28 protein-coding genes are annotated in these 21081 nt (G+C 75.0%); 13 read left to right on the top strand and 15 right to left on the bottom strand.

The genetic code is table 11. From position 1 onward, the window contains the following. Positions 1-138 precede the first annotated feature (138 nt). The 3 genes from HH311_RS08295 (at position 139) to HH311_RS08305 (ending at position 2009) form a co-directional block, all read left to right on the top strand. Positions 139-804, top strand: coding sequence for a TrkA family potassium uptake protein (locus tag HH311_RS08295; protein ID WP_169183172.1), 666 nt, complete (start codon positions 139-141; stop codon positions 802-804). A gap of 6 nt (positions 805-810) precedes the next feature. Beyond that, on the top strand, positions 811-1494 hold the full coding sequence (locus HH311_RS08300; RefSeq protein WP_169183173.1) for a TrkA family potassium uptake protein: 684 nt from the start codon (positions 811-813) through the stop codon (positions 1492-1494). 71 nt (positions 1495-1565) lie between these two features. Next, positions 1566-2009 (top strand): protein-tyrosine phosphatase family protein, encoded by a 444-nt coding sequence (locus HH311_RS08305; protein WP_312030008.1) that lies wholly within the window; start codon positions 1566-1568, stop codon positions 2007-2009. Here the strand turns inward: HH311_RS08305 and HH311_RS08310 are convergent. Then, positions 2006-2611 carry a CGNR zinc finger domain-containing protein gene (locus HH311_RS08310; RefSeq protein ID WP_169183175.1) on the bottom strand — a complete coding sequence of 202 codons (606 nt, stop codon included), beginning with the start codon at positions 2609-2611 and terminating at the stop codon, positions 2006-2008. The two genes, HH311_RS08305 and HH311_RS08310, sit on opposite strands and share 4 nt — an antisense overlap. Before the next feature lie 57 nt (positions 2612-2668). Between HH311_RS08310 and HH311_RS08315 the strand changes: the two genes are divergently transcribed. Together HH311_RS08315 and HH311_RS08320 are read left to right on the top strand one after the other, a co-directional pair. Further along, entirely contained in the window at positions 2669-3490 is an 822-nt protein-coding gene (locus tag HH311_RS08315) for an alpha/beta fold hydrolase (RefSeq protein WP_169183176.1), read from the top strand. Between the two features lie 19 nt (positions 3491-3509). Further along, positions 3510-5195 carry an alpha/beta-hydrolase family protein gene (locus tag HH311_RS08320; protein WP_169183177.1) on the top strand — a complete coding sequence of 562 codons (1686 nt, stop codon included), beginning with the start codon at positions 3510-3512 and terminating at the stop codon, positions 5193-5195. Between the two features lie 179 nt (positions 5196-5374). Here HH311_RS08320 and HH311_RS08325 read toward each other — a convergent pair whose 3' ends face one another. From HH311_RS08325 to dut, 4 genes are all read right to left on the bottom strand, one after another. Beyond that, positions 5375-6235, bottom strand: coding sequence for a DUF3159 domain-containing protein (locus HH311_RS08325; RefSeq protein WP_312030009.1), 861 nt, complete (start codon positions 6233-6235; stop codon positions 5375-5377). A gap of 99 nt (positions 6236-6334) precedes the next feature. Then, on the bottom strand, positions 6335-6712 hold the full coding sequence (locus HH311_RS08330; protein WP_169183178.1) for an OB-fold nucleic acid binding domain-containing protein: 378 nt from the start codon (positions 6710-6712) through the stop codon (positions 6335-6337). Between the two features lie 82 nt (positions 6713-6794). Continuing rightward, positions 6795-7520: a DUF3710 domain-containing protein gene (locus tag HH311_RS08335; protein WP_169183179.1), complete on the bottom strand. Its 726-nt coding sequence runs from the start codon at positions 7518-7520 to the stop codon at positions 6795-6797. 12 nt (positions 7521-7532) lie between these two features. Beyond that, the gene (dut, locus tag HH311_RS08340; protein WP_169183137.1) at positions 7533-8111 is read right to left on the bottom strand and encodes a dUTP diphosphatase; all 579 of its coding nucleotides are present in this window, start codon (positions 8109-8111) and stop codon (positions 7533-7535) included. 25 nt (positions 8112-8136) lie between these two features. Here dut and HH311_RS08345 point away from each other — a divergent pair, with 25 nt between their 5' ends. After that, positions 8137-8634 carry a DUF3093 domain-containing protein gene (locus HH311_RS08345; RefSeq protein ID WP_169183180.1) on the top strand — a complete coding sequence of 166 codons (498 nt, stop codon included), beginning with the start codon at positions 8137-8139 and terminating at the stop codon, positions 8632-8634. Positions 8635-8753: 119 nt separating this feature from the next. Here the strand turns inward: HH311_RS08345 and HH311_RS08350 are convergent, their stop codons facing one another. Further along, positions 8754-9056 (bottom strand): DUF4193 domain-containing protein, encoded by a 303-nt coding sequence (locus HH311_RS08350; RefSeq protein WP_169183181.1) that lies wholly within the window; start codon positions 9054-9056, stop codon positions 8754-8756. 291 nt (positions 9057-9347) lie between these two features. Here HH311_RS08350 and cei point away from each other — a divergent pair, with 291 nt between their 5' ends. Next, positions 9348-9965 (top strand): envelope integrity protein Cei, encoded by a 618-nt coding sequence (cei, locus tag HH311_RS08355; protein ID WP_169183182.1) that lies wholly within the window; start codon positions 9348-9350, stop codon positions 9963-9965. Positions 9966-10035: 70 nt separating this feature from the next. On the opposite strand, the gene HH311_RS08360 is transcribed toward cei, so the two are convergent. Further along, positions 10036-10893 (bottom strand): inositol monophosphatase family protein, encoded by an 858-nt coding sequence (locus tag HH311_RS08360; RefSeq protein ID WP_169183183.1) that lies wholly within the window; start codon positions 10891-10893, stop codon positions 10036-10038. Between the two features lie 47 nt (positions 10894-10940). Here HH311_RS08360 and ppgK point away from each other — a divergent pair, with 47 nt between their 5' ends. Both ppgK and HH311_RS08370 read left to right on the top strand, forming a co-directional pair. Continuing rightward, positions 10941-11696, top strand: coding sequence for a polyphosphate--glucose phosphotransferase (gene ppgK / locus HH311_RS08365; protein WP_169183184.1), 756 nt, complete (start codon positions 10941-10943; stop codon positions 11694-11696). A gap of 241 nt (positions 11697-11937) precedes the next feature. Next, positions 11938-13344, top strand: a complete 1407-nt coding sequence (locus HH311_RS08370; protein WP_169183185.1) for an RNA polymerase sigma factor — start codon at positions 11938-11940, stop codon at positions 13342-13344. A 64-nt stretch (positions 13345-13408) separates the two neighbouring features. Here the strand turns inward: HH311_RS08370 and HH311_RS08375 are convergent, their stop codons facing one another. The 5 genes from HH311_RS08375 to HH311_RS08395 all read right to left on the bottom strand — a co-directional run bounded on the left by HH311_RS08375 (position 13409) and on the right by HH311_RS08395 (position 17055). Next, on the bottom strand, positions 13409-14431 hold the full coding sequence (locus HH311_RS08375; RefSeq protein ID WP_169183186.1) for a YhjD/YihY/BrkB family envelope integrity protein: 1023 nt from the start codon (positions 14429-14431) through the stop codon (positions 13409-13411). 114 nt (positions 14432-14545) lie between these two features. Continuing rightward, positions 14546-14962 (bottom strand): DUF1622 domain-containing protein, encoded by a 417-nt coding sequence (locus HH311_RS08380; RefSeq protein ID WP_312030011.1) that lies wholly within the window; start codon positions 14960-14962, stop codon positions 14546-14548. Positions 14963-14975: 13 nt separating this feature from the next. Further along, a complete protein-coding gene (locus HH311_RS08385) occupies positions 14976-15233 on the bottom strand; it encodes a hypothetical protein (RefSeq protein WP_169183187.1) in 258 nt (85 codons plus the stop codon). A gap of 106 nt (positions 15234-15339) precedes the next feature. After that, positions 15340-15552, bottom strand: coding sequence for a hypothetical protein (locus HH311_RS08390; RefSeq protein ID WP_169183188.1), 213 nt, complete (start codon positions 15550-15552; stop codon positions 15340-15342). Between the two features lie 111 nt (positions 15553-15663). Beyond that, positions 15664-17055, bottom strand: a complete 1392-nt coding sequence (locus HH311_RS08395; RefSeq protein WP_169183189.1) for an FAD-binding oxidoreductase — start codon at positions 17053-17055, stop codon at positions 15664-15666. Between the two features lie 332 nt (positions 17056-17387). Between HH311_RS08395 and HH311_RS08400 the strand changes: the two genes are divergently transcribed. Then, positions 17388-17615, top strand: coding sequence for a hypothetical protein (locus tag HH311_RS08400; protein ID WP_169183190.1), 228 nt, complete (start codon positions 17388-17390; stop codon positions 17613-17615). Here HH311_RS08400 and HH311_RS08405 read toward each other — a convergent pair. Both HH311_RS08405 and HH311_RS08410 read right to left on the bottom strand, forming a co-directional pair. After that, positions 17598-18029, bottom strand: coding sequence for a type II toxin-antitoxin system VapC family toxin (locus HH311_RS08405; RefSeq protein ID WP_169183191.1), 432 nt, complete (start codon positions 18027-18029; stop codon positions 17598-17600). The two genes, HH311_RS08400 and HH311_RS08405, sit on opposite strands and share 18 nt — an antisense overlap. Continuing rightward, on the bottom strand, positions 18026-18325 hold the full coding sequence (locus tag HH311_RS08410; RefSeq protein WP_169183192.1) for an Arc family DNA-binding protein: 300 nt from the start codon (positions 18323-18325) through the stop codon (positions 18026-18028). The genes HH311_RS08405 and HH311_RS08410 overlap by 4 nt, the downstream gene beginning before the upstream one ends. A gap of 65 nt (positions 18326-18390) precedes the next feature. Between HH311_RS08410 and HH311_RS08415 the strand changes: the two genes are divergently transcribed. Next, complete coding sequence (locus HH311_RS08415) at positions 18391-18681, top strand: hypothetical protein (protein WP_169183193.1); 291 nt, start codon at positions 18391-18393, stop codon at positions 18679-18681. A gap of 73 nt (positions 18682-18754) precedes the next feature. Beyond that, positions 18755-19534, top strand: coding sequence for an inositol monophosphatase family protein (locus tag HH311_RS08420; protein ID WP_312030012.1), 780 nt, complete (start codon positions 18755-18757; stop codon positions 19532-19534). Between the two features lie 6 nt (positions 19535-19540). On the opposite strand, the gene HH311_RS08425 is transcribed toward HH311_RS08420, so the two are convergent. Further along, positions 19541-20011, bottom strand: coding sequence for a hypothetical protein (locus HH311_RS08425; RefSeq protein ID WP_169183194.1), 471 nt, complete (start codon positions 20009-20011; stop codon positions 19541-19543). A 114-nt stretch (positions 20012-20125) separates the two neighbouring features. On the opposite strand from HH311_RS08425, the gene HH311_RS08430 reads away from it, so the two are divergent. Then, on the top strand, positions 20126-21070 hold the full coding sequence (locus tag HH311_RS08430; protein WP_248292330.1) for an aldo/keto reductase: 945 nt from the start codon (positions 20126-20128) through the stop codon (positions 21068-21070). Positions 21071-21081: the final 11 nt, after the last annotated feature.

Here is a 21081-nt window from a genome sequence, read left to right on the forward strand (position 1 = left end):
CCCGATCACCCGTTGCCGCACGGATGGTCGCGGGCACCCGATAGCGTGCGCGCGGCGATCCGACGCCGTGCCCACGCGTGGTCGGGTCGGGGTCGGGGCGACCGGGGGCCGGAGGGCCCGCGGGCGACGGGAGGACGCGTGCACATCGTCGTCATGGGCTGCGGCCGCGTGGGGTCGGCGCTGGCCCTGTCGCTGGAGCGCCTCGGCCACCAGGTCGCGGTCGTCGACCGCGACCCCCAGGCGTTCCGGCGCCTGGGCAACGACTTCCACGGCCAAGAGGTCATCGGCGTCGGCTTCGACCGGGAGGTGCTCACCTCCGCCGGCATCCACCGCGCGGAGGCGTTCGCGGCCGTCTCGTCGGGCGACAACTCCAACATCATCTCCGCGCGTGTCGCGCGGGAGACGTTCGGCGTCGAGACGGTCGTGGCCCGGATCTACGACGCCAAGCGCGCCGCGGTCTACGAGCGCCTCGGGATCCCGACGGTGGCCACGGTGCCGTGGACCACGGACCGCTTCCTGCGGATGCTGCTGCCCGACGGCGTCGCCACCGCGTGGCGCGACCCCTCCGGCACCGTCGCGATCATGCAGCTGCCGTTCCACGAGGACTGGTCGGGGCACCCGGTCACCGAGCTCGAGGAGGCGACCGGCAGCCGCGTCGCCTTCATCGTCCGGTTCGGCACCGGGGTGCTGACCCGGCCCGACACCGTGATCCAGGCCGACGACGTGGTCTACGCGGCCGCCGTCAGCGGGACGGTCGCGACGGTCACCCAGGCGGCGCTGACGGCGCCCGTGGAGCGGGGGTAGCCGGCCATGCGCGTGACGATCGCCGGAGCGGGCGCCGTGGGGCGCTCGATCGCCTCCGAGCTCATCGAGAACGGCCACGAGGTGATGCTCATCGAGCGCGACCTCGCCGAGGTCGAGCCCGAGGCGGTGCCCCAGGCCGAGTGGGTGCACGCCGACGCCTGCGAGGTGGCCTCGCTCGAGGACGCGCAGGTGCAGGACTGCGACGTCGTCATCGCGGCCACCGGCGACGACAAGGTCAACCTCGTCGTCTCGCTGCTCGCGAAGACCGAGTTCGCGGTGCGCCGCGTGGTCGCGCGGGTGAACGACCCCCGCAACGAGTGGCTGTTCACCGAGGCGTGGGGCGTCGACGTCGCGGTGTCGACGCCGCGCATGCTCGCGGCGATGGTCGAGGAGGCCGTCTCGGTCGGCGACCTCGTGCGGCTGCTGACCCTCCGCCAGGGCAAGGCCAACCTCGTCGAGGTGACGCTGCCCTCGGACACCCCGCTCGCCGGCCGCCCGGTGCGCGACGTCCCGCTGCCCGCCGACGCCGCGCTGGTCGCGATCCTGCGCGGCGGTCGCGTGATCGTCCCGCAGTCCGACGACCCGCTCGAGGGCGGCGACGAGATGCTCTTCGTCGCGGGCGAGGGTGTCGAGCAGGAGATCCACACGGTGCTGACGACGCGGGACCCGGGTGGGCAGGATCTGATCTAGGGGCCGGCGTCAGCGGTGTCGCATCGCAGACGTTGGACTCGGGAAACCCACACTCACGGACGGGGCGCGCCGTGCTCGACGGAGCGATCACCCTTCCCGGCGGCGGCCTCGTCCGCGGCCGGGGACTGCGCCACGGGCTGCCCCCCGGCCCGACGCCCGCCTTCGGCCTCTACCTGGGCTCCCGCCGGGCCGCCGCCCGCCACGACGAGGCCCTGACCTGGCCGCGCCGCTGGCTCGTCTGGCCGGACTTCCGGCTCCCCCGCCATCCCACCGAGGCCGCCGACGCGGTCGTCGGGACCCACCACCGCATCGTCGACCTCGGCGAGGACGTCGAGGTGGCGTGCGGCGGCGGGGTCGGGCGCACCGGCACGGTGCTGGCCTGCCTCGCGGTCCTCGACGGGCTGGGTCCCGACGAGGCCGTGGCCTGGGTCCGCGCGCACCACCACCGTCGGGCGGTCGAGACCCCGGGTCAGCGCCGGTGGGTCCACCGGTTCGCGGCCGGGCATCCGGCCTAGCCGTCCGAGGCCCGCGCGTGGTGGCGGGCCGCCTTGGCGCGGTTGCCGCAGGTCGCCATCGAGCACCAGCGCCGGCGCCGCGACGGCGAGGGGTCGAGGAAGAGCCACGAGCAGCGCCCGCACCGCCCGATCCGGCGGCGCTCCTCCCCCGCCAGCAGCGCCCCCGTCGCCAGCGCGAGGCGCCGGCCCGGCAGCGCGAGCCCGGCGTCGTCGACCGTGACCGGCCAGGCCGGGCCGCGCGTCGGGTCGGGGGCCGGGCGGGCGGCGCGGTGGGCGGCGACGACGTCGTCCGTGACCCGCGCCCGGTCGGCCTCCTCCTCGGCCGCCTCCCCACGCACCGCCGCGGCCAGCCACCGGTACAGCGCCTCGCGCTGGGCGTGCACGTCCGCGAGCGCCCGGTCCGCGGCCTCCGGGTCGGCCGCGGCGAGGTCGGACAGCGCGGCGGCCTCGGCGTCGTCGACCACGTCCGCCGCCGCCGCCCAGGCCACCAGGTCGGCGTAGGTCACCAACCGCTCGACACGCTCGCGCCGGAAGCCGCCGACGGTGTTGGTGAAGTCCAGCGCCACGTGTCCCGCGACGAACGCCTCCGGTCCCCAGTCCACGGTTGACACCTCGCTCCGTCCTCGTCTAACCCTGATAGTAGCGAAAGGGGTTAGACGATGGAACTCACCGAGACCTTCACCTTCCGGGGCGACCGCGTTCGCTGGGGCGCGGTCGGCGACGGCGACCCGCTGGTGCTGCTGCACGGCACCCCGTTCTCCTCCGTGGTGTGGCGGCGCATCGCGCCGCACCTCGCCCGCCGTCGTCGGGTCGTCGCGTTCGACCTGCTCGGCTACGGGCGCTCCGAGCAGCGCGCCGGCCAGGACGTGTCCCTCGGCGTGCAGAACGAGCTGTTCGCCGCGCTGCTCGACCACTGGGGCCTGCGGCGGCCCGACGTCGTCGCCCACGACTTCGGCGGCGCCACCGCGCTGCGCACCCACCTGCTCGACGGCCGCGACTACCGCACGCTGACGCTGATCGACCCGGTGGCGCTGAGCCCGACCGGCTCCGAGCTCGTGCGGGCCGCCCGCGGCCACGCCGACGCCTACGCCGCGCTGCCGCCGTACGTGCACGAGGCGGTCCTGCGGGCTTATGTCGACTCCGGGGTGCACCGCACGCTCGACGAGACCGAGATGCGCCGCTACCTCGACCCGTGGACCGGGGAGGTCGGGCAGGCGGCGTTCTACCGCCAGATCGCGCAGATGCACGACCGCTACACCGACGACATCGCGGACCGGCTCGGCGACGTCCGCTGCCCGACGACGATCCTCTGGGGCGCGCGGGACGGCTGGATCCCGGTCGCCCGCGGGCACGACCTCGCCGCGCGCATCCCGGGCGCCGACCTGCGGGTCGTCGACGACGCCGGGCACCTCCTGCAGGAGGACAGCCCCGAGACGGTGGTGGCGACGGTGCTCGAGGTCCTCGACGGTGCGCCCGTGTGATCGCTGCGAGACTGCCGCCGTGCCCGAACCGCCGGTGCCGCGCCCGACGCTGACCGACCCCACGGTGCCGTCCGCGCCGCGCCGCGCCCGCCGCCGGCCACTCCTGCACCCCGGCGGGCTGCTGCTGGGCACGGCCCTCGGGGCGCTCGCGATGACGCCCTCGCTGATCCCGCGCACCGGGTTCTCCGCGGGCCTGGTGTGCGGGGTGATGGTGGCCGCGGGCTACCTCGTCGGGGTGCTCCTCGGGCTGCTGGTCCGTCCGCTGACCCGGCGGACCGGACGCCGGCTCAGCGCCGCCGCGTGGGTGCTGATCACGGTCGTGGTGCTGGCCGGGTGGGCGGTCGCCGGTGTCCTCGGGTTCCGGTGGCAGACCGACCAGGCCGCGCTGCTCGGTACGGCACCGCCGACGCCGGCCGACTGGCTGCCCGCCGTCCCGGTGGCGCTCGGGGTCCTCGTCGTGCTGCTGGTCGTCGTCCGCGGGGTCCGGGCGCTGCCCCGGTGGCCGCGGCGGGTGGTGGGCGTGGTCGTGCTCGTCGTCGTGGTCCTCGCCGGGATCTCGCTGGCCGGCATCCCAGGGGTCAACCCGGCCCGCAGCCTGCTCGACCGCGCGTTCGCCGGGCAGGACGCGGGCGTGTTCGGCGGAGCGACGCAGCCGGCCGACCCGCTGCGCTCCGGGTCGCCCGCCTCGCTGGTGAGCTGGCAGAGCCTCGGCCGCGGCGGGCGCACCTTCGTCACCGCCACGCCCCCGCCCGCCGACCTCGCCCGGGCGAGCGGGCATCCCGCCGTCGACCCGATCCGCGTCTACGTCGGGCTGGGCGCGTCGCCGGACGCCCGGGAACGGGCGCGGCTCGCCGTCCGCGAGCTCGCCCGCACCGGGGCCTTCGCCCGTCCGGTGATCGGTGTCGTCACCACCACCGGCACCGGGTTCGCCGACGCCGAGGCGATGAACGCCCTCGAGCTCGCCTGGGGCGGGGACACCGCGCTGGTCAGCAGCCAGTACTCGCTGCTGCCCAGTGGCCTGTCGTTCCTGCTCGACGGCGACCGGGTGCGCGACGCGGGCACGACGATGTTCGACGCGGTCCGCGCCGCCGTCGACGCGCTGCCGCCCGGCGCGGCCCGCCCGAAGGTGGTCGTCTTCGGGGAGTCGCTCGGATCCCTCGGCTCCCAGGCGGCCTTCCCGACGGTGGACGCGGTCCGGTCACGCGCCGACGGCGCCCTCTGGAACGGCCCGCCGCACTCGTCCGCCCTCTGGCAGGGCCTGGTCACCCGGCGGGACCCGGGGAGCCCGGAGATCCGGCCGGTCGTCGAGGACGGGCGCACCGTCCGGTTCGGGGGCGGGTCGGTCACCCCGCACCTGACGACGGCGCCGCCCGCCCCCTGGCCCGATCCGCGCGTGGTCTACCTGCAGCACCCCAGCGACCCGGTCGTGTGGTGGAGCCCGGAGCTGCTGTGGTCCCGCCCGGACTGGCTGGCCGAGCCGCGCGGCGAGGACGTCCTGCCGAGCGTCCGGTGGTACCCGCTGGTGACGTTCTGGCAGGTCACCATGGACATGATCCGCGCGCAGACCGTCCCGTTCGGCCACGGGCACAACTACGGGCCGGAGTCGCTCGACGCGTGGATGGACGTCGTCCCGCCACCGGGCTGGACCCCGGCCGACACCGCACGGGTGCACGCCGTCCAGCAGGTCCCCGACCCGACCCGCTGACGCTCCGGCGACGACGGCCCCGCGCACCCGTCGCGCCCGTCGTCCCCGGGGTGCGCGCGGACCATGATCGTCGAACCGACGAGGTTCCGGACGCGGGGCGTCCACGGGCTCGTCGCCGTGGTGATCATGGCCGCCGGGCGGCCCGCTCGGGCCGTCGAGGAGTGCCCGGACGGTGCTCCTCACGCGGCTGCGGCGTCCGTGCCCTCCGCGTCGGCCGCCTCGCGCTCGGCCTTGGCCTCCTCGGTGGCCCGCCGGATGGCCCACACCGTCACCGCGGCGGCCAGCACCGCGAGCGGCACCCCCATGGCCAGGCGCACCCAGCCGAGCCAGGTGTCGGCGTAGGCCGAGTCGTAGAGCCAGTGCTGGACGACGAACCGCGCGCCGAAGACGACGACCCAGGCGAGCGTCGCGAGGTCGTAGCCCCGCCGCAGCCGGGGCGAGCGCCGCCAGCCCTGTCCGTCGCCGTTCACCAGGTGCCACAGGGTGCCGACCAGCGGCCACCGGGCGAGCACCGAGATGAGGAAGACCCCGCCGTAGAGCAGGCTCGTCCAGATGCCGAGCAGGAAGAAGCCCTTGGCCTGCCCGGTGCGCCAGGCGATGAACGCGCACACCGCGACGCCGAACAGCCCGGAGAACGCCGGCTGCAGCTTCTCCCCGCGGACGAGCCGCCACCCGGCCACCGCGACCGCCGCGACCACCGCCGCGACGATCGACGCGACGAGGGCGTGCGCGATCGCCTGCACGATGACGAACACGATCACCGGCACCGCCGAGGAGACCACCCCGGTGACGCCGCCCATCTGCTCGAGCAGCGTCGGCGCGCGTTCCTCGGCCTCCTGCGGGGCGGCCTCGTCGTCGGGCTCGTGCCCGTCCTCGTCGGCGGCCGCCGACCGGCCCACCCGGCCGTCGCGGACGGGCCTGCTGCCCGCCCGGCCGACCACCGGCGCCGTCGGGGCGTCGGGACGGGGCGGACGCGGGGCGACCGGCCGGCCCACGGTCCGGGAACCGGCCGGGTCCGTCCGGTCGGCCGGATCGCGCACCGTGAAGGCGTCCGTCGCCGGTTCGTCGGGGCGGGCGTGGCGCCCCCCGGCGTGGTGGCGGGGCTGGCCGGTCTCGGGGTGACGGATGGTCGTGCTCCCTCAGGGCGCTCGCTGCAGCTCGTAGTACGGGTTGTAGATGACCTTCCGGCCGTCACGGACGGCGACCCGCCCGCTGGCCCGCAGCGTGCGCCCCGGCTCGATGCCGGGGATGCGCCGCCGGCCCATCCACACCAGGGTGACACCGTCGGTGCCGTCGAAGAGCTCCGCCTCCAACGTGGCGACGGAGTCCCGCGGGCAGATCTCCACCGACCGCAACCGGCCCTTGACGGTGATCGCCTCGCCGGAGCCGGTGCAGTCGCCCGCCCGGTCACACCCGGAGCGCACCGCCTCGGCCGAGAGGTCCTCGGCGTCCAGGTCGGACATGTCGGAGGTGAACTTGCGGACCATCCGCGACACGAACCCCGAGCTCTTGCCCATCGTCCGCTCCTCGTGAAGGACACCGCGGCCACCGCGGTGCCGTCCGGACCCCCCATCGGGTCCGACGCCAGAGTAGCTCCGTTCAGCTGCGCCCGGGCGACGTGCCGGGGTCGCTGCGCTGCGGCAGCATCATGGGGATGACGGGCCCGTCCGGCGAGGTGATCTGCCGGGGGCGGGTCGGCAACGACTGGAAGAGCGACTCGCGGAAGACCTCGGGCACGTCCTCGGGCACCTCGAGGGGCAGCAGCGACCGGGCGGGCAGCGGGTCGGACGAGCGCACCACGACGGTGCCGCCCATCGTCTCCCGGAGCATCCGGTGCAGGGCGAGCGCGTGCACGGCCGGGCCGGTGCCGACGCCGCGCAGCAGCCAGCGCGGTCCCTCGACCGCGATGACGCGCGCCACGACGTCGCCGTTGCGGGCGACCAGCTCGCGGCCCCACTCGCCGCGGTCGCGCCGGATGGTGGCGCCCTCGGCGTGCAGCTGGGAGGCCAGCTCGTCGATGAGCTCCGCCCACAGCCCGCCGGTGCGGGGCGCGGCGAAGGCGCTCACCGTGAGGCGGCCCTCCGGGACCATGGCGTGCACCGCACGGAGGGGGCCGCTCGGGTCCGGCTCGCAGACCAGCTTCGCGTTCGGCGGCACCGGCAGCTGCACCGAGCCCAGGTCGAGGCGCAGCCGCCCGTCGCGGGGCGCGTCCTCGGAGTCCCACGGACCCCGGTGGTGGTGGACGTGGCGGCCCGCCGGCTCCGACGACGGGGGGACCTGGGAGATGCGGCCCTTGCGGTGCCGCCCGCGTGACGGCTCGGTCACGACCACTCCACCTCAGAGCTCCTCTGCCGGCGGCCGGGCGCGGCCGTCCTCGATGTGGGCACCAGCCTGGAGGTCATCGGCTGTGCGTGCAGCGTCCTCAATACCCTCTTCGTGACCAATCCGTGACCTCGGGGGGTCGAGATCACCCGTCCGGCGCCATCCGCCGGTCGACCCGAACCCGCCGGCGCCTCGTCCGGACCCCGGGAGCTCGTCGACCACCCGCACCGTCGGCAGCTCGACCCGCTGGATCACGAGCTGGGCGATCCGGTCCCCGCGGCGCAGCGCCACGGGGCGCGCCGGGTCGTGGTTGACCAGGCACACCCGGATCTCGCCGCGGTAGCCCGCGTCGACGGTCCCGGGCGCGTTGAGCAGGCCCAGCCCCTCCCGCGCCGCGAGCCCGGAGCGCGGGCACACGAACGCCGCGTAGCCGCTGGGGAGCGCCACCGAGACCCCGGTCCCGACGAGGCTCCGCTCGCCCGGCGCGATCTCGACGTCCTCGCGGCAGTAGAGGTCCAGGCCGGCGTCGTCGGGATGGGCCCGCCGCGGCACGGGCAGCCCCGGGTCCAGGCGGACCACGTCGACCTCCAGCACGATCGGCCAGATTACCCTGGGCTGCGTGACGTCCTCCCGCCCGTCCGCGGCGCCCGCCCGGCCGGCACCCCCGCCCGGCCTCGAGCGCCTCGGCCTGCCCTGGTGGGCGTGGCCGCCGGGGCTGCTCGCGGGCGCGCTCGTGGGGATCGAGGTCAACATGGGCCTGCCGCAGATCCCGTTCTGGGTGCCCTACGTCGTGGTGATGCCGCTGGCGGTCCTCGTGCTGTGGCGGCTGGGGCGCATGCACGTCGGCGTCGGGCCGGGTCCCGGCGGGGAGCGCGAGGTCTGGGCCGGCGCCGCCCACATCCCGACGCGGTTCGTGGGCCGCGCCGACGTCGTGCGCGGCGAGGCCAAGCGGATGGCCCTCGGCCCCCAGCTCGACCCGGCGGCGTACGTGCTGCACCGGCCGTGGGCGCCGGCCGCGGTGCGCCTCGAGATCACCGACCCCGAGGACCCGACGCCGTACTGGGTCGTCTCGACCCGCCGCCCCGAGCGCCTGCTCTCGGCCGTCCGCGGCGAGTAGCCCCCGCAGACGACGACGGCCCGGGCCGGGTGGGGTGGCCACCCGGCCCGGGCCGTGGATCGTCGGGCTCGTGGTTCGTCAGGGGCGCTCGGCGGGGTCGCCGGCCCGGACGGTGGAGGTCAGGCCGCGCAGTCGCGGCAGATGAACGCGTTGCCGCGCGTCTCGGCCAGCCGGCTGCGGTGGTGGACCAGGAAGCAGCTGCCGCAGGTGAACTCGTCGGCCTGCTTGGGCAGCACCCGGACCGTCAGCTCCTCACCGGACAGGTCGGCGCCCGGGAGCTCGAAGCTCTCCGCGGTGTCGGTCTCGTCGACGTCGACGGCCGCGGACTGCGCCTCGTTGCGCCGTGCCTTGAGCTCCTCGAGCGAGTCCTCGCCCATCTCGTCGGACTCGTTGCGGCGCGGGGCGTCGTAGTCGGTCGCCATTGGTGTGTCCCACCCTCGAATTGCTGTGTTGTCGTGCGGCTGCACAACGCGGGACGGCACCGGTTTGTGCCGGTGCCGTCGAGTGACGCGGGTCTCATCGACGACGGGTCCTGAGGCTGCCGCGCCGCGAGGCGGCAGGAGGGTAAACCACCGATCCCGCCGGTGCCCACGGATCCGCTGCGCCGTTGGTGTGATGTCGCGCTCGGCGTCCCGGACACCCTCGTTCCGTGGCCCGCGGGAACGGTGCGGCGCCGCCGGGCCGCGGCGGGGTCGCCACTAGGGTGGGGCCCCGTGGCCGCCTCCCTCCCTCGGGCCGGCGGCGGGTACCGGCGCCGGCACCTGCTCCCCATGGGGCTGCTGGTGCTCGTCCTCGCCGTCGCCAGCATCCTGACCTGGATCGTCGTCTTCGCGAACTCCACCGCCACGTCGGTGACCTCGTGCAACGCGGCGGCGACGGGTGGCGGCACCGTGCAGTCGCGGACCGCCCTGGACTCCACCGCCGCCGCCCCGCCCGCCGACACCGCCGTGCGCGTCCTCAACGGCGCGGGCCAGCGCGGGTCCGCCCAGCTCGCCGCGGTGGAGCTCGGCGAGCTCGGGATCCCCGAGGCCGGCCAGCCCGACAACGACCCGCTCTACCCGGCGCAGGACCTCTCGTGCGTCGGGCAGATCCGGTACGGCCCGGACGGCGCGTCGGCCGCCCGCACCCTCTCCCTCGTCGTCCCGTGCGCCGAGCTGGTGGAGGACAACCGACAGGGCGCGGCCGTCGACCTGGCGCTCGGCAGCGACTTCCGCGACATCACCCCGAGCCAGGGCGTGACCCAGGCACTCAAGGCGCTCGGCCAGGGCAGCACGTCGGGCACCGACCCGTCGTCGTTGTCGGGCCTGCGGGACGTGGACTGCTCCGCATAGGTGCGCTTCGCGCTCGTGAGCACTAACTGTCGGTATAGCGACAGTTAGTGCTCACGAGGCCGGAGGCCACCTAGATCTCGTGGACCCCGTGCGCGCGGAGCAGGTCGGCCAGGCCGTCGGCGATCCCCGGCCCGGCGGCCAGGACGGCGTCCGCGCCGAGGCCGTCCGCGTCCGCCGGGCCCGGCCGGCGCACCACCGCGCCCGCCTCCTCGGCGATCAGCGCCCCGGCCGCCCAGTCCCAGTGGTGCAGGCCGTGCTCGTAGTAGCCGTCGACCCACCCGGCCGCGACCGAGCAGAGGTCCAGGGAGGCGCACCCCTGGCGGCGGACGTCGCCGATGCCGTCCGCGACCCGCGCGAGCAGCGCGGCCTGGCGACGGCGTCGCTCCGGGTCGTAGTTGAGCCCGGTCGCGACGACGGCGAGGGCGGGCCGCGTCAAGGCGGAGGCGCGCAGCGCCCGCCCGTCGAGCTGGGCCCCGTGTCCCGCGGCGGCGCTCCACACCCGCCCGGACACCGGTTCGACCACGGCGCCCGCCAACGGCCGCCCGTCGGCCTCGGCCCCGATCGAGACGGCGAACCAGGGCAGCCCGTGGGCGTAGTTCACGGTGCCGTCGATGGGGTCGACGATCCAGCGGACCTGCCCGGGCGAAGGCTCGGCGTCCGCGCCGCCCTCCTCCCCGAGCACCACGTCGTCGGGGCGCAGCGCGCCGAGCCGCTCGCGGACGAGGGCCTCGCACTCGCGGTCGGCGGCGGTGACGACGTCCGTCGCCGAGCTCTTCGTCTCCAGGTCGGCCACCGAACCGGCGCCGACGACCCGGTCGCGCACCGCGAGCGCGAGCTCCGCCGCCTCCCGCGCCACCTCGACGGCCAGTTTCTCGAGTGCGGTGGCGTCCTCGGGCGGGCGGACGTCCTGATCGTTCACGGGTTCCATCGGACCACAGGTGACTAGGATCCTCAGGGCAGCGAGAGGGGACACACGTGAACGACGCATGGCGACTCGGGATCGACGTCGGGGGCACCGGGGTCAAGGGCAACGTCGTCGACACCACCTCGGGTGAGCTGGTGGCCGAGCGCGTGCGGATCGAGACGCCCCATCCCGCGACGCCCGAGGCGGTGGCCGACACGGTCGCCGCGGTCGTCGAGGCGCACGCCTGGGAGGGGCCGGTCGGGATCACGCTGCCGTCGGTGGTCAAGGACGGCATCGCGCACACCGCCGCCAACATCGACCCGACCTGGCCCGGCACGGACGCCGTGACGCTGTTCGGGGAGCGCCTCGGGCGGCGGGGTGTCCACGTGCTCAACGACGCCGACGCGGCCGGGCTCGCCGAGGTGCGCTTCGGCGCGGGGCAGGGCGTGGCCGGGGTGGTGTGCCTGCTCACGATCGGCACCGGGATCGGCAGCGCGGTCTTCCACGACGGGGAACTGCTGCCCTCCACCGAGTTCGGCCACCTCCAGGTCGACGGCCACGACGCCGAGACGCGCATCTCGGCCGCGGCCCGTGAGCGGGAGGAGCTCAGCTGGGGCAAGTGGGCGAAGCGGTTCTCGCGCTACCTGCAGGTCCTCGAGGACCTGATCTGGCCGGACCTGTTCATCCTGGGCGGCGGCGTCAGCAAGAAACCGGACAAGTGGCTGCCGCTGCTCGAGGCGCGGACGCGGATCGTCACCGCGAAGCTCCAGAACCAGGCGGGGATCGTCGGCGCGGCGATGGCCGCCGTGGAGGGGACCAGCCCCTGAGCAGGGGTTTTGCACTCCCCGGCGGATCTCTGCCCGCGTTGGGCCGACCGGACGCGAGGACTGGTCGACGTGAGGTACCGGCGCCGGTCACCCGGCGTCGTTACAATGGTCCCCAGCCCAGGACGGCGCGCCGCCGGAACCGGGTCCCGAGCCGATCCCGACGCGTTCGTCGTGACCGTCCCGCGCCCCTGGAGTCGCTCCGGTGTCCGTCCCGCAGTTCGTTCGTCGCGAAAGGTCGTACGTGGCAGCCGCAGATTCCGCTTCCCGCCGTCGCGCCACCACCGCCACGGCTGAGCAGCCCTCCTCGCTCGCGGTGGTGCCCACCGAGGACGCGGACGCCGCCACCGCGCCGGCCCAGGCCAAGACCGCGACCAAGTCGCGCGCCACGAAGACCGCCGGCCGCACGGCGAAGTCCGGCGCCGCGGCCAAGGGCGGGACCAAGAAGGCGCCCGCCAAGAAGGCCGGCTCCGCCGACGCCCCGGCCGACGGCGAGGGCGGCGAGGTCGAGCTCGACGGCCCCGAGGGCGAGCTGGAGGAGGGCGCTCCCGCGGCCGAGGACCTCACCGACGAGGTCGAGGCGCTCGGCGCCGAGGTCGTCGAGGTGGTCGAGGCCACCGACGTCGAGACCGAGGAGCCTTCCGAGGAGGACAAGAAGTCCGGCGACTTCGTCTGGGACGAGGAGGAGTCCGAGGCGCTGCGCCAGGCGCGCAAGGACGCCGAGCTCACCGCCTCGGCCGACTCGGTGCGCGCCTACCTGAAGCAGATCGGCAAGGTGGCGCTGCTCAACGCCGAGGAGGAGGTCGAGCTCGCCAAGCGGATCGAGGCCGGCCTCTACGCGGCGGAGCGCCTCCGCAAGGTCGCCGAGGCCGGGCAGGAGCTCGCGACGCAGATGCGCCGCGACCTGCGCTGGATCGTCCGCGACGGCGAGCGCGCCAAGTCCCATCTGCTCGAGGCGAACCTCCGCCTCGTCGTCTCGCTGGCCAAGCGCTACACCGGTCGCGGCATGGCGTTCCTGGACCTGATCCAGGAGGGGAACCTCGGTCTGATCCGTGCGGTCGAGAAGTTCGACTACACCAAGGGCTACAAGTTCTCCACCTACGCGACGTGGTGGATCCGCCAGGCCATCACCCGCGCCATGGCCGACCAGGCCCGCACCATCCGCATTCCGGTGCACATGGTCGAGGTCATCAACAAGCTCGGCCGCATCCAGCGCGAGCTGCTCCAGGACCTGGGCCGCGAGCCCACCCCGGAGGAGCTCGCCAAGGAGATGGACATCACCCCGGACAAGGTGCTGGAGATCCAGCAGTACGCCCGGGAGCCCATCAGCCTCGACCAGACCATCGGCGACGAGGGCGACTCGCAGCTCGGTGACTTCATCGAGGACTCCGAGGCGGTCGTGGCCGTCGACGCGGTCTCCTTCACGCTGCTGCAGGACCAGCTGCAGTCCGTCCTCGCGACGCTCTCCGAGCGCGAGGCCGGCGTCGTCCGGCTGCGCTTCGGCCTCACCGACGGCCAGCCGCGCACCCTCGACGAGATCGGCCAGGTCTACGGCGTGACGCGCGAGCGCATCCGCCAGATCGAGTCGAAGACGATGTCGAAGCTGCGCCACCCGTCGCGCTCGCAGGTCCTGCGCGACTACCTGGACTGAGCACCTCCCGCTCCACGACGACGGCCCCCGAGCTGCGGCTCGGGGGCCGTCGTCGCCCCCCGGGTCAGCGGCGCCGGCGCAGCGCTCCCCCGACCGCGCCGAGCACCGCGCCGAGCCCGACGAGGCCCGCCGTGGCCCCGGCCGAGGGGCCGCGGACGACGGTGACGGCGGGCCGGACCACCACCGGCGCCGGCTCCGGGGCCGCGACCGGCTCGGTCTCGGGCGCCGTCGCCGCCCATGCCGTGACGAGGAGCAGGAACCGCGAGACGACGTTGGCGAAGAGCAGGAGCCCGAGGATCGGGCCGAAGGCCGCCCAGGTCGGCGAGGACGTCACGGCGCCCAGGTAGACGGTCATCACCTGCTGCAGGACCACCAGCCCGCCCGCGCCGAGCACGGCCGCCCGCGCCGCGCCGCGCACCGGCACGGGCTGGCGGGGCAGCCGGGCGAGGACCCAGACGAGCACGAGCCAGTTCGCGACGAGCGTCAGCGCCAGCCCCACGACGACGACCAGGGCGTCGCCCACCGGCTCCCCCGCCAGGCCGAGGAGCTCGAGGACCCGGTCCGACAGCAGGGTGCCACCGGCCGCGATCGCGAACGAGACGGCGAGCGCGAGGCCCAGTCCGAGCATGGCGAGCAGGTCGAGCCCGTAGCGGCGGACCAGTGGTGGCGGCTCCCCGTGCTGGTCCCACTGGGCGGAGAGGGCCTCCCGCAGGTTGGTCATCCAGCCCAGGCCCGCGTAGAGGGCGATGACCAGCCCGATGATCCCGATCGCGTTGCCCTGCTCGATCGCCGTGTCCACGATCGAGTTGACCAGCGGCACGAGTGTGGACGGCACCGTCTGCGCGATCCCGGCCCGCAGTTGGGCGAGCAACTGCTCGTCGGCGAACAGCACGTGCCCGGCGACGGCGAATGCGATCATCAGCAGCGGCACGACGGCGAGCACGCTGAAGTAGGTGATGGCCGCGGCGTAGTGGTCGCCGTGCCGCTCGGTGTAGCGGACACCGGCGCGCACGAGGTGGTCCAGCCACGGGTGCCGACCCCGCCAGACCTCCAGCCGGGTCGGCGCGTGCTCGTCCGGACCGCCCATGCCGCCCTCCTCGCCGTCGGACAGGGATCCGAGCCGCGAGGGCCGGGAGCCGCCAGGGGTCGGAGGTCCGGGACGGCGCGTCGACCGGCCCGACCGAGAGGGGTGACGACGGCGTCAGGGACCGTCGGCGTCGTCCCGGGGCCGGTCCGGCCGCGGCCATCGGGCCGCCGTCCCGAGGAGCGCCCGGCGCCACGGTGGGATGCCGTCGATCTCGATCTCCAGCGAGAAGCTGAGGAAGGTCCGGATGACCACGACGAGGCCGAGGACCGCGACGTTCTCGAGCGTCGGGGCCACGGCGATCGTCCGGACGAGGTCGGCCGCGACGAGGACCTCCACCCCGAGCAGCAGCGTGCCGCCGAACGAGGCGCGCAGCGTGCGGTAGGCCCGGTGGCCCGACCGGGCGCGGACCCACACCGTCCCGGCGACGACGAGGGAGGCCACGAGGCCGACGACCAGCAGGACGACCGCGAGGACCTCGAAGCCCTGGGCGACCCGCTCCATCGCCTCGACGAAGGTCGTCCCCGCGTGCACCTCCCGCCTCCGCTCAGGCTTCCTCGAGCGCCGCCCCGAGTTCCCCGATCACCCGGTGATCGCGGTCGCGGGCCAGCACGTGACCCAGACCGAGGAGACCGGCCACGGGCCAGGGGACGAGCCCGGTCGCGGCCAGACCGCCCACGGCGACGAGGAAGACGAGGCTGCCGGTGGGCGGCCAGCCCACGGGTCCGATCAGCGGGACGTCGACGATCCAGCCCCCCTCGGGCCGGTCGGGAGTGGTCGGCTCGGGTGCGGCGGACGCGTCCATGGCCTCACAGCCAACCCGTCGGCGGCCCCCGTCGGGATCGGCCACCCGGTACCTCCGACGCGGGCCGGTGGTCCCTGGCGCCGGCCCGGGCAGGCTCCCGACCTGCTCAGCGACGGGGCACGGCCGGCTTCGACGAGCTCTCCCAGAGCTCCCCGCCGGTGAGGACGTAGACGAACGGCACGATCGGCACCAGCGCGAGGACCGCCCAGACGATCTTCGCGGTGCCGCTGAGCTCCGGCCGGACGATGAGGTTGAGCCAGACGAGCACGACCGCGATCGGGTGCAGGAAGCACACCAGGAGCTCGGCGATCTTCTTCATCGACGCTGCCTCCGGGGAGGGACGACCCGGGCGACCGCCCGGGCCGTCGAGATTAGCGACGGGAGCGTGCCCGGCGCCATCCTCGGAGATCCCGGGCGGGCGGCCGCGCGGTCAGCGGGCGGGCAGGATGTTGCCGTTGCGGTGGAACACGTTCTCCGGGTCGTAGACGGCCTTGATGCGGGCGAGCCGGTCGTACTTCGTCCCGTAGGAGTCCCGGATGCGGTGCGCGTCGTCGGCGCCCATGCCGTTCACGTAGGCGCCGGCCCCCAGGGAGTGCGGCGCGAGCGCGTCGAACATCGCCCGGGACCAGGCCCGCTGGGAGGCCAGACCGGCCGCGTCCGCGGCGGCGCCGACGAGGAAGACGGCGAGGCGGGGCGACCGGCCGCCGCTGAAGGCCGTGGCCTCCTCCGCGACCTCGGAGTAGGCCCCGGAGAGCACGTAGAAGTGGACCACGGAGAGCGGTGAGTCCATGCCGTCGAGCCCGGCGAGGAAGGTCTCGGCCACGTCGTGGGTGAGCTCGGCGACGTAGGTCGCCTTCTCGTAGCAGTGGACGCCCCAGGCGAACGTCTCGTCGAACATCTGCTGCAGCGCCGTGTACGGCATCGGACCGACCATCTCGAACAACGGCGCGACCCCGGACCGGCACCGGTCGACGACGGCCCCGAACGAGGACTCGTCGCCGAAGCCGACGACCGCGAGCGCGATCACCAGCCGGAACCGGTGCTCCTCCGGGACGAACGGCGCCGGCGGGGCGTGGAGGGCCACGACCTGGAAGGTCACGTCGGCCGGCAGGTCGCGGATCGCCGCCCGCGCGGTGCGGAGCGCGGCCGGGCCGTCCTCCACGCCGTAGAAGAGCATGCCGACGTGCACGGTCGGCCCCACCTCGTGCAGGGCGAACTCGAAGGACGTCACGATCCCGAAGTTGCCGCCGCCACCCGTGAGGGCCCAGAAGAGGTCCGGGTTCTCGTCCTCGGCGGCCCGCAGGACGCGGCCGTCGGCGAGCACCACCCGGGCGGACAGCAGGTTGTCGATCGTCAGCCCGTGCCGGCGGGTCAGCCATCCCATGCCACCGCCGAGGGTGAGGCCGGCGACGCCGGTGTGCCCGATCTCCCCGGCCGGGACCGCGAGCCCGTGGGCCTGGGTGGCCGCGTCGACGTCGCGCAGGAGGGCCCCACCGCCGACGACCGCGCGCCGCCGCTCCGGGTCGACCTCGACGTCGTTCATCCGGCTCAGGTCGATCACCAGCCCGCCGTCGCCGACCGAGGCGCCGGAGGTGGAGTGCGCACCGGAGCGGACCGAGATCTCCAGCGAGGCGCGCCGGGCGGCGGTCACCGCGGTGGCGACGTCCTCGGTCGTCTCGCAGTACGCGACCGCCGCCGGGCGGCGGTCGATGTCGGCGTTCCACACCCGGCGCGCGTCGTCGTACCCCGGATCCTCCGGGGTCACGACGCTGCCGGCGATGGCGCTGCGTAGTTGGTCGAACGGAGAAACGACCTGGGTCATGAGAAGCACTCCCCCTGGTTGCGCGTACCACGACCGGCCTCTGCGGTCGCGGTGTCTGTGCGGCCGACCCCGCCGGCCGATGACGGAGTGCGAGCGTATGGACGGCTCACGGGGGATGAACAGGGCATTCGCCTCGCGGGAGCAGATCCGGACCGGACCCGAGTAGCACCGAGGGTGACTACTCCCTCCGCAAGGATGAAGGTCGTCGGTGCTCGCGTCAGGGGTCGGCGACCCGGCCGCGAACCCGGTACCGGGCCGGGGCGAGCACGATGGGTGACCGTCGTCGGCCCGCCCTGCCGGCGCGCACCGGGGCGTCGCCTACCGTGGCGGGGGTGGAGGACTTCCTGGGCCCGGCGGGCCGCAACGAGCGGGTCCGGCCCGAGGAGCGGCGGCGCTACCAGTTCGGCCTGGGGTTCAACGTCGTCGCCGGGATCATCTGGCTGGTCATGTACATCGCGACCGGGGCCTGGTACTTCGCGGTGCTCCTCGCCGTCTGCGCCGTGATCGCGGGCCTGTCCGGCTACGCGCTCGCGGCGCTGCGCTCAGGCCCGCGGCAGTAGGACGAATCCTTCGCGGACCGCGGCATCCCGGAGCTGCCCGTCGAAGGCCGCGAAGGTCCGCACCCGGTCGTCGGCCGCCGCGGCGGCCCTCGCCGAGGCGAGCTGGACGGCGTCGTACGCCCGGAGCCCGTGCACGCGGCTCAGGCGCGCCGCGTCGTCGAGGACGAGGGCCACCGGGGCGACGATGCCGAACCGCGGGCGGGCACCGTGGTAGTCGGCCTCGAACTGCGCGACCAGTGCGGCCGCCGCGGAGGCGCCGAAGGCGCCGCGGCGGTGACCGCGCCAGAGCGCCGCGGGCACCTCCACGCGGGCGAGCTGCGACACGACGAGAGGAGCCCACCCACGCACGGCCTCGTGGTGGTCCTCGTCGACGTAGAGCTTCACCAGCGCGGAGGAGTCCGCGAAGGTGCTCACCCCCGGCCTTCGGACACCAGGTCCGACATGCTGACCCCGCTGCCGGCCACCTCGCGACGCGCCTCGGCCACCGCGATCGGGTCCGGCCCGACGACCGCCGGCGTCGGCGGCGCGAGGACGCCGGCCCGGGCGAGTCGCTCGCGGAGGCCCGCCATCTCGTCGTCGGCGGTGTCGGGGTCGACGACCGCGGTGAGGACGCGGGTCAGGTACTCGTTGAGGCTGCGTCCCTCCCGCTCCGCCACGGCCTTGACCTGCGCCACGAGCTCGTCGGGGGCCCGCCAGCTCACCTGCGCCATGCCTGCATGCTAGCAAGCGTGCTGTCAGGACCCCCCGCTCTTCTCCGCCTGACATGCTGTCGGTCATGACCCAGCACCCCGTCGCCGACGACCTCCCCGGTCCTGACCCGGCCGCCGTCCACGAGCGCTCGGTGGCCGTCATCCGGGCGATGGACGACGGCGACCTCGAGGCCGTCGGGGGTCTGCTCTCCGAGCTCGGGGGCCCCGAGGAGTTCGCCGCGCAGGTGGTCAGCCTCGCGAGCCTGGCGCGGCTGCTGCTCGACCAGGTGCCCCAGACCGCGCCGGAGAACGACGAGGCCCGCACGGCCGTGCTCGACGAGCTCGCCCGCGTCCTCGTCGCCGCCGAGACCCCCTGAGTCCGGGGCGCCGCGCCGTGAGCGTCGCCCCACCCTGCCAGCGGCCGTCGTCGTCGTGGGCGAAGATCGGGGGGTGAGCACCGCCGACGTCCTGACCCCCGGCAGCCCCGCGACGGCGGAGGACGCCGCCCTCGCCCGGGAGCTCGCCGCGGCGACCGGCGAGCTGCTGCTCGCGCTGCGCGACCGGACGCCGCCCGGGCGGGAGCGGGAGTACGCCGGCGACGCCGACGCACACGAGTACCTCACCCGCGAGCTCGCCCTCCGCCGCCCGGACGACGCCGTGCTCTCCGAGGAGGGCTCGCTCGACCCGCGGCGCCGCCACGGCGCGCACCGCCTGTGGATCGTCGACCCGCTCGACGGCTCCAGCGGGTTCGGGCGGGGCACCGACGAATGGGGCGTGCACGTCGCGCTGGTGGTCGACGGGCGGCTGGCCGCGGGCGCGGTCGCGATCCCGGGCACCGGCGAGCTGGTGGACTCGGGCACCGTCGGTCAGGTGCCCGACACCCCGCTGCCCGACGACGGCGAGCTGGCGGTCACCGTCAGCCGGTCCCGGCCGCCGGCCGAACTGCGGACCGTCGAGCGGGCGTTCCGGGTGCGGCTCGTGAAGCACTCCGCCGCGGGCGTGAAGACCCTCGCCGTGCTCGACGGCGAGGCCGACGTCTACCTGCACTCCGGCGGGCAGTACGAGTGGGACAACGCCGCGCCGATGGCCGTCGCGATGGCGGCGGGGCTGCGCGCCACCCGCATCGACGGCACCGAGGTCCCGTACGGCCGCGACGACCCCTACTCCCCCGACCTGCTCATCGCCCGCCCGACGGTGCACGCGGCGATGCTGGAGGCGCTGCGGCGCTGAGGCTCGTCAGTGGCGCCGCGCCGACACCAGCTCCTCCAGGACCTCGACGACCTCGTCGGCGTCGGCGACCCGGCGGTGGCCGTCGTCGTCGGGGTCCTCGTCGTCGTCGACGAGCACCCCGACGTCGGACGCGCCGAGCCCCTCGAGCGACTCCGGGTCGACGTCGATCACCAGGGCGACCCCGCCCACCTCGCGGCGCAGCGCGGCCAGGTCCCCGGGCCCGCACATCCGCAGCCCGCCCTTGGAACCCGAGAGGAACATCAGCTCGGACACTTCGTCGGCCGGGCGGCGGGAGACCACGGCCACCGTCGTACCCGGCAGCGCCAGCAGCACGTTGAGCGCCTCCGACGACTGCTGCACGGCGCGGTCCTCGCCGTCGGGCGACAGCGCGCCGTCGAACCCGCACGCGACCAGCAGCGTCGGAGCCTCGCCCAGCGACGCCATGTCCGCGAGCAGCTCCTCGAGATCGGTCTCCACGCCGCCTCCCGGTCCGTGATCGTCCCGGCGCGGACGCTGCCACGCCCCGGCCCCGCGGACCAAGATCTGCGGGCCGGGTGCAGGGTCTGCCCGCCATCGGGGTACGCCATGACCATGACGTCTTCCCCCTCGCTCCCCACCGGCCTGTGCCTCGGCGGCAACGTCTTCGGCTGGACCGCGGACGAATCGACCTCCTTCGACCTGCTCGACGCGTTCGTCGACGCCGGCGGGCGGATGATCGACACGGCGGACAGCTACATGGCCCGCGCCGAGGGACTCTCCGGCGGCGAGTCCGAGACCGTGATCGGGCGGTGGCTCGCGCGGCGCGGCCGGCGCGACGACGTCGTGGTCGCGACGAAGGTCGGGTCGTGGGCCGAGCGCAAGGGCCTCGGCCCGGACAACATCAAGGCCGCCTGCGACGACTCGCTGCGCCGCCTGCAGACCGACCACATCGACCTCTACTACGCCCACCGCGACGACCTCGACACCCCGCAGGAGGACACGCTCGCCGCGTTCGACGAGCTCGTCCGCGCCGGGAAGGTCCGCGCGATCGGGGCGTCCAACTTCGAGGCCGACCGGCTGGCGAGCGCGCTGGAGATCTCCGACAAGCACGACCTGGCGCGGTTCGCGGCCGTGCAGCCGCACTACAACCTCGTCGAGCGCGCGTACGAGGCCGAGCAGGCGCCGGTGGTCGAGCGCGAGGGCCTCGTCTGCTACCCGTACTTCGGGCTCGCGAAGGGCTTCCTGACGGGGAAGTACCGGCCGGAGGGCGGCGACGTCGACACCGGCGCCGCGAGCGGCGCCATGGCGAACGCCCGCGCCGAGGGGGCCCGCAGCTACCTCGACGACCGCGGCGAGGCGCTGCTCGGCGTCCTCGACGAGATCGCCGCTGCCCACGACGTCCCGGTCGCGGCGGTGTCCCTGGCGTGGCTGGCGGCGCAGCGCACGGTCGCGGCGCCCATCGCGAGCGCGCGCACCCTGACGCAGCTGCACGAGATCCTGCCGGCGCTGCAGCTGGAGCTCTCCGACGACGAGCTGGGCGCGCTCACCCGCTCGTGACCGTCGGAGCG

Origin of the sequence: Actinomycetospora sp. TBRC 11914, assembly GCF_012933465.1 — a bacterium.
Classification (GTDB): Bacteria; Actinomycetota; Actinomycetes; order Mycobacteriales; family Pseudonocardiaceae; genus Actinomycetospora.

Excerpts from the sequence above, each read along its gene's own strand:
- HH311_RS08300 (WP_169183173.1), top strand. The coding sequence starts at position 811 with ATGCGCGTGACGATCGCCGGAGCGGGCGCCGTGGGGCGCTCGATCGCC.
- HH311_RS08315 (WP_169183176.1), top strand. The coding sequence starts at position 2,669 with ATGGAACTCACCGAGACCTTCACCTTCCGGGGCGACCGCGTTCGCTGG.
- HH311_RS08330 (WP_169183178.1), bottom strand. The coding sequence starts at position 6,712 with ATGGGCAAGAGCTCGGGGTTCGTGTCGCGGATGGTCCGCAAGTTCACC.
- HH311_RS08350 (WP_169183181.1), bottom strand. The coding sequence starts at position 9,056 with ATGGCGACCGACTACGACGCCCCGCGCCGCAACGAGTCCGACGAGATG.
- HH311_RS08360 (WP_169183183.1), bottom strand. The coding sequence starts at position 10,893 with ATGGAACCCGTGAACGATCAGGACGTCCGCCCGCCCGAGGACGCCACC.
- HH311_RS08375 (WP_169183186.1), bottom strand. The coding sequence starts at position 14,431 with ATGGGCGGTCCGGACGAGCACGCGCCGACCCGGCTGGAGGTCTGGCGG.
- HH311_RS08385 (WP_169183187.1), bottom strand. The coding sequence starts at position 15,233 with ATGGACGCGTCCGCCGCACCCGAGCCGACCACTCCCGACCGGCCCGAG.
- HH311_RS08390 (WP_169183188.1), bottom strand. The coding sequence starts at position 15,552 with ATGAAGAAGATCGCCGAGCTCCTGGTGTGCTTCCTGCACCCGATCGCG.
- HH311_RS08395 (WP_169183189.1), bottom strand. The coding sequence starts at position 17,055 with ATGACCCAGGTCGTTTCTCCGTTCGACCAACTACGCAGCGCCATCGCC.
- HH311_RS08410 (WP_169183192.1), bottom strand. The coding sequence starts at position 18,325 with ATGGCGCAGGTGAGCTGGCGGGCCCCCGACGAGCTCGTGGCGCAGGTC.
- HH311_RS08415 (WP_169183193.1), top strand. The coding sequence starts at position 18,391 with ATGACCCAGCACCCCGTCGCCGACGACCTCCCCGGTCCTGACCCGGCC.
- HH311_RS08430 (WP_248292330.1), top strand. The coding sequence starts at position 20,126 with ATGACGTCTTCCCCCTCGCTCCCCACCGGCCTGTGCCTCGGCGGCAAC.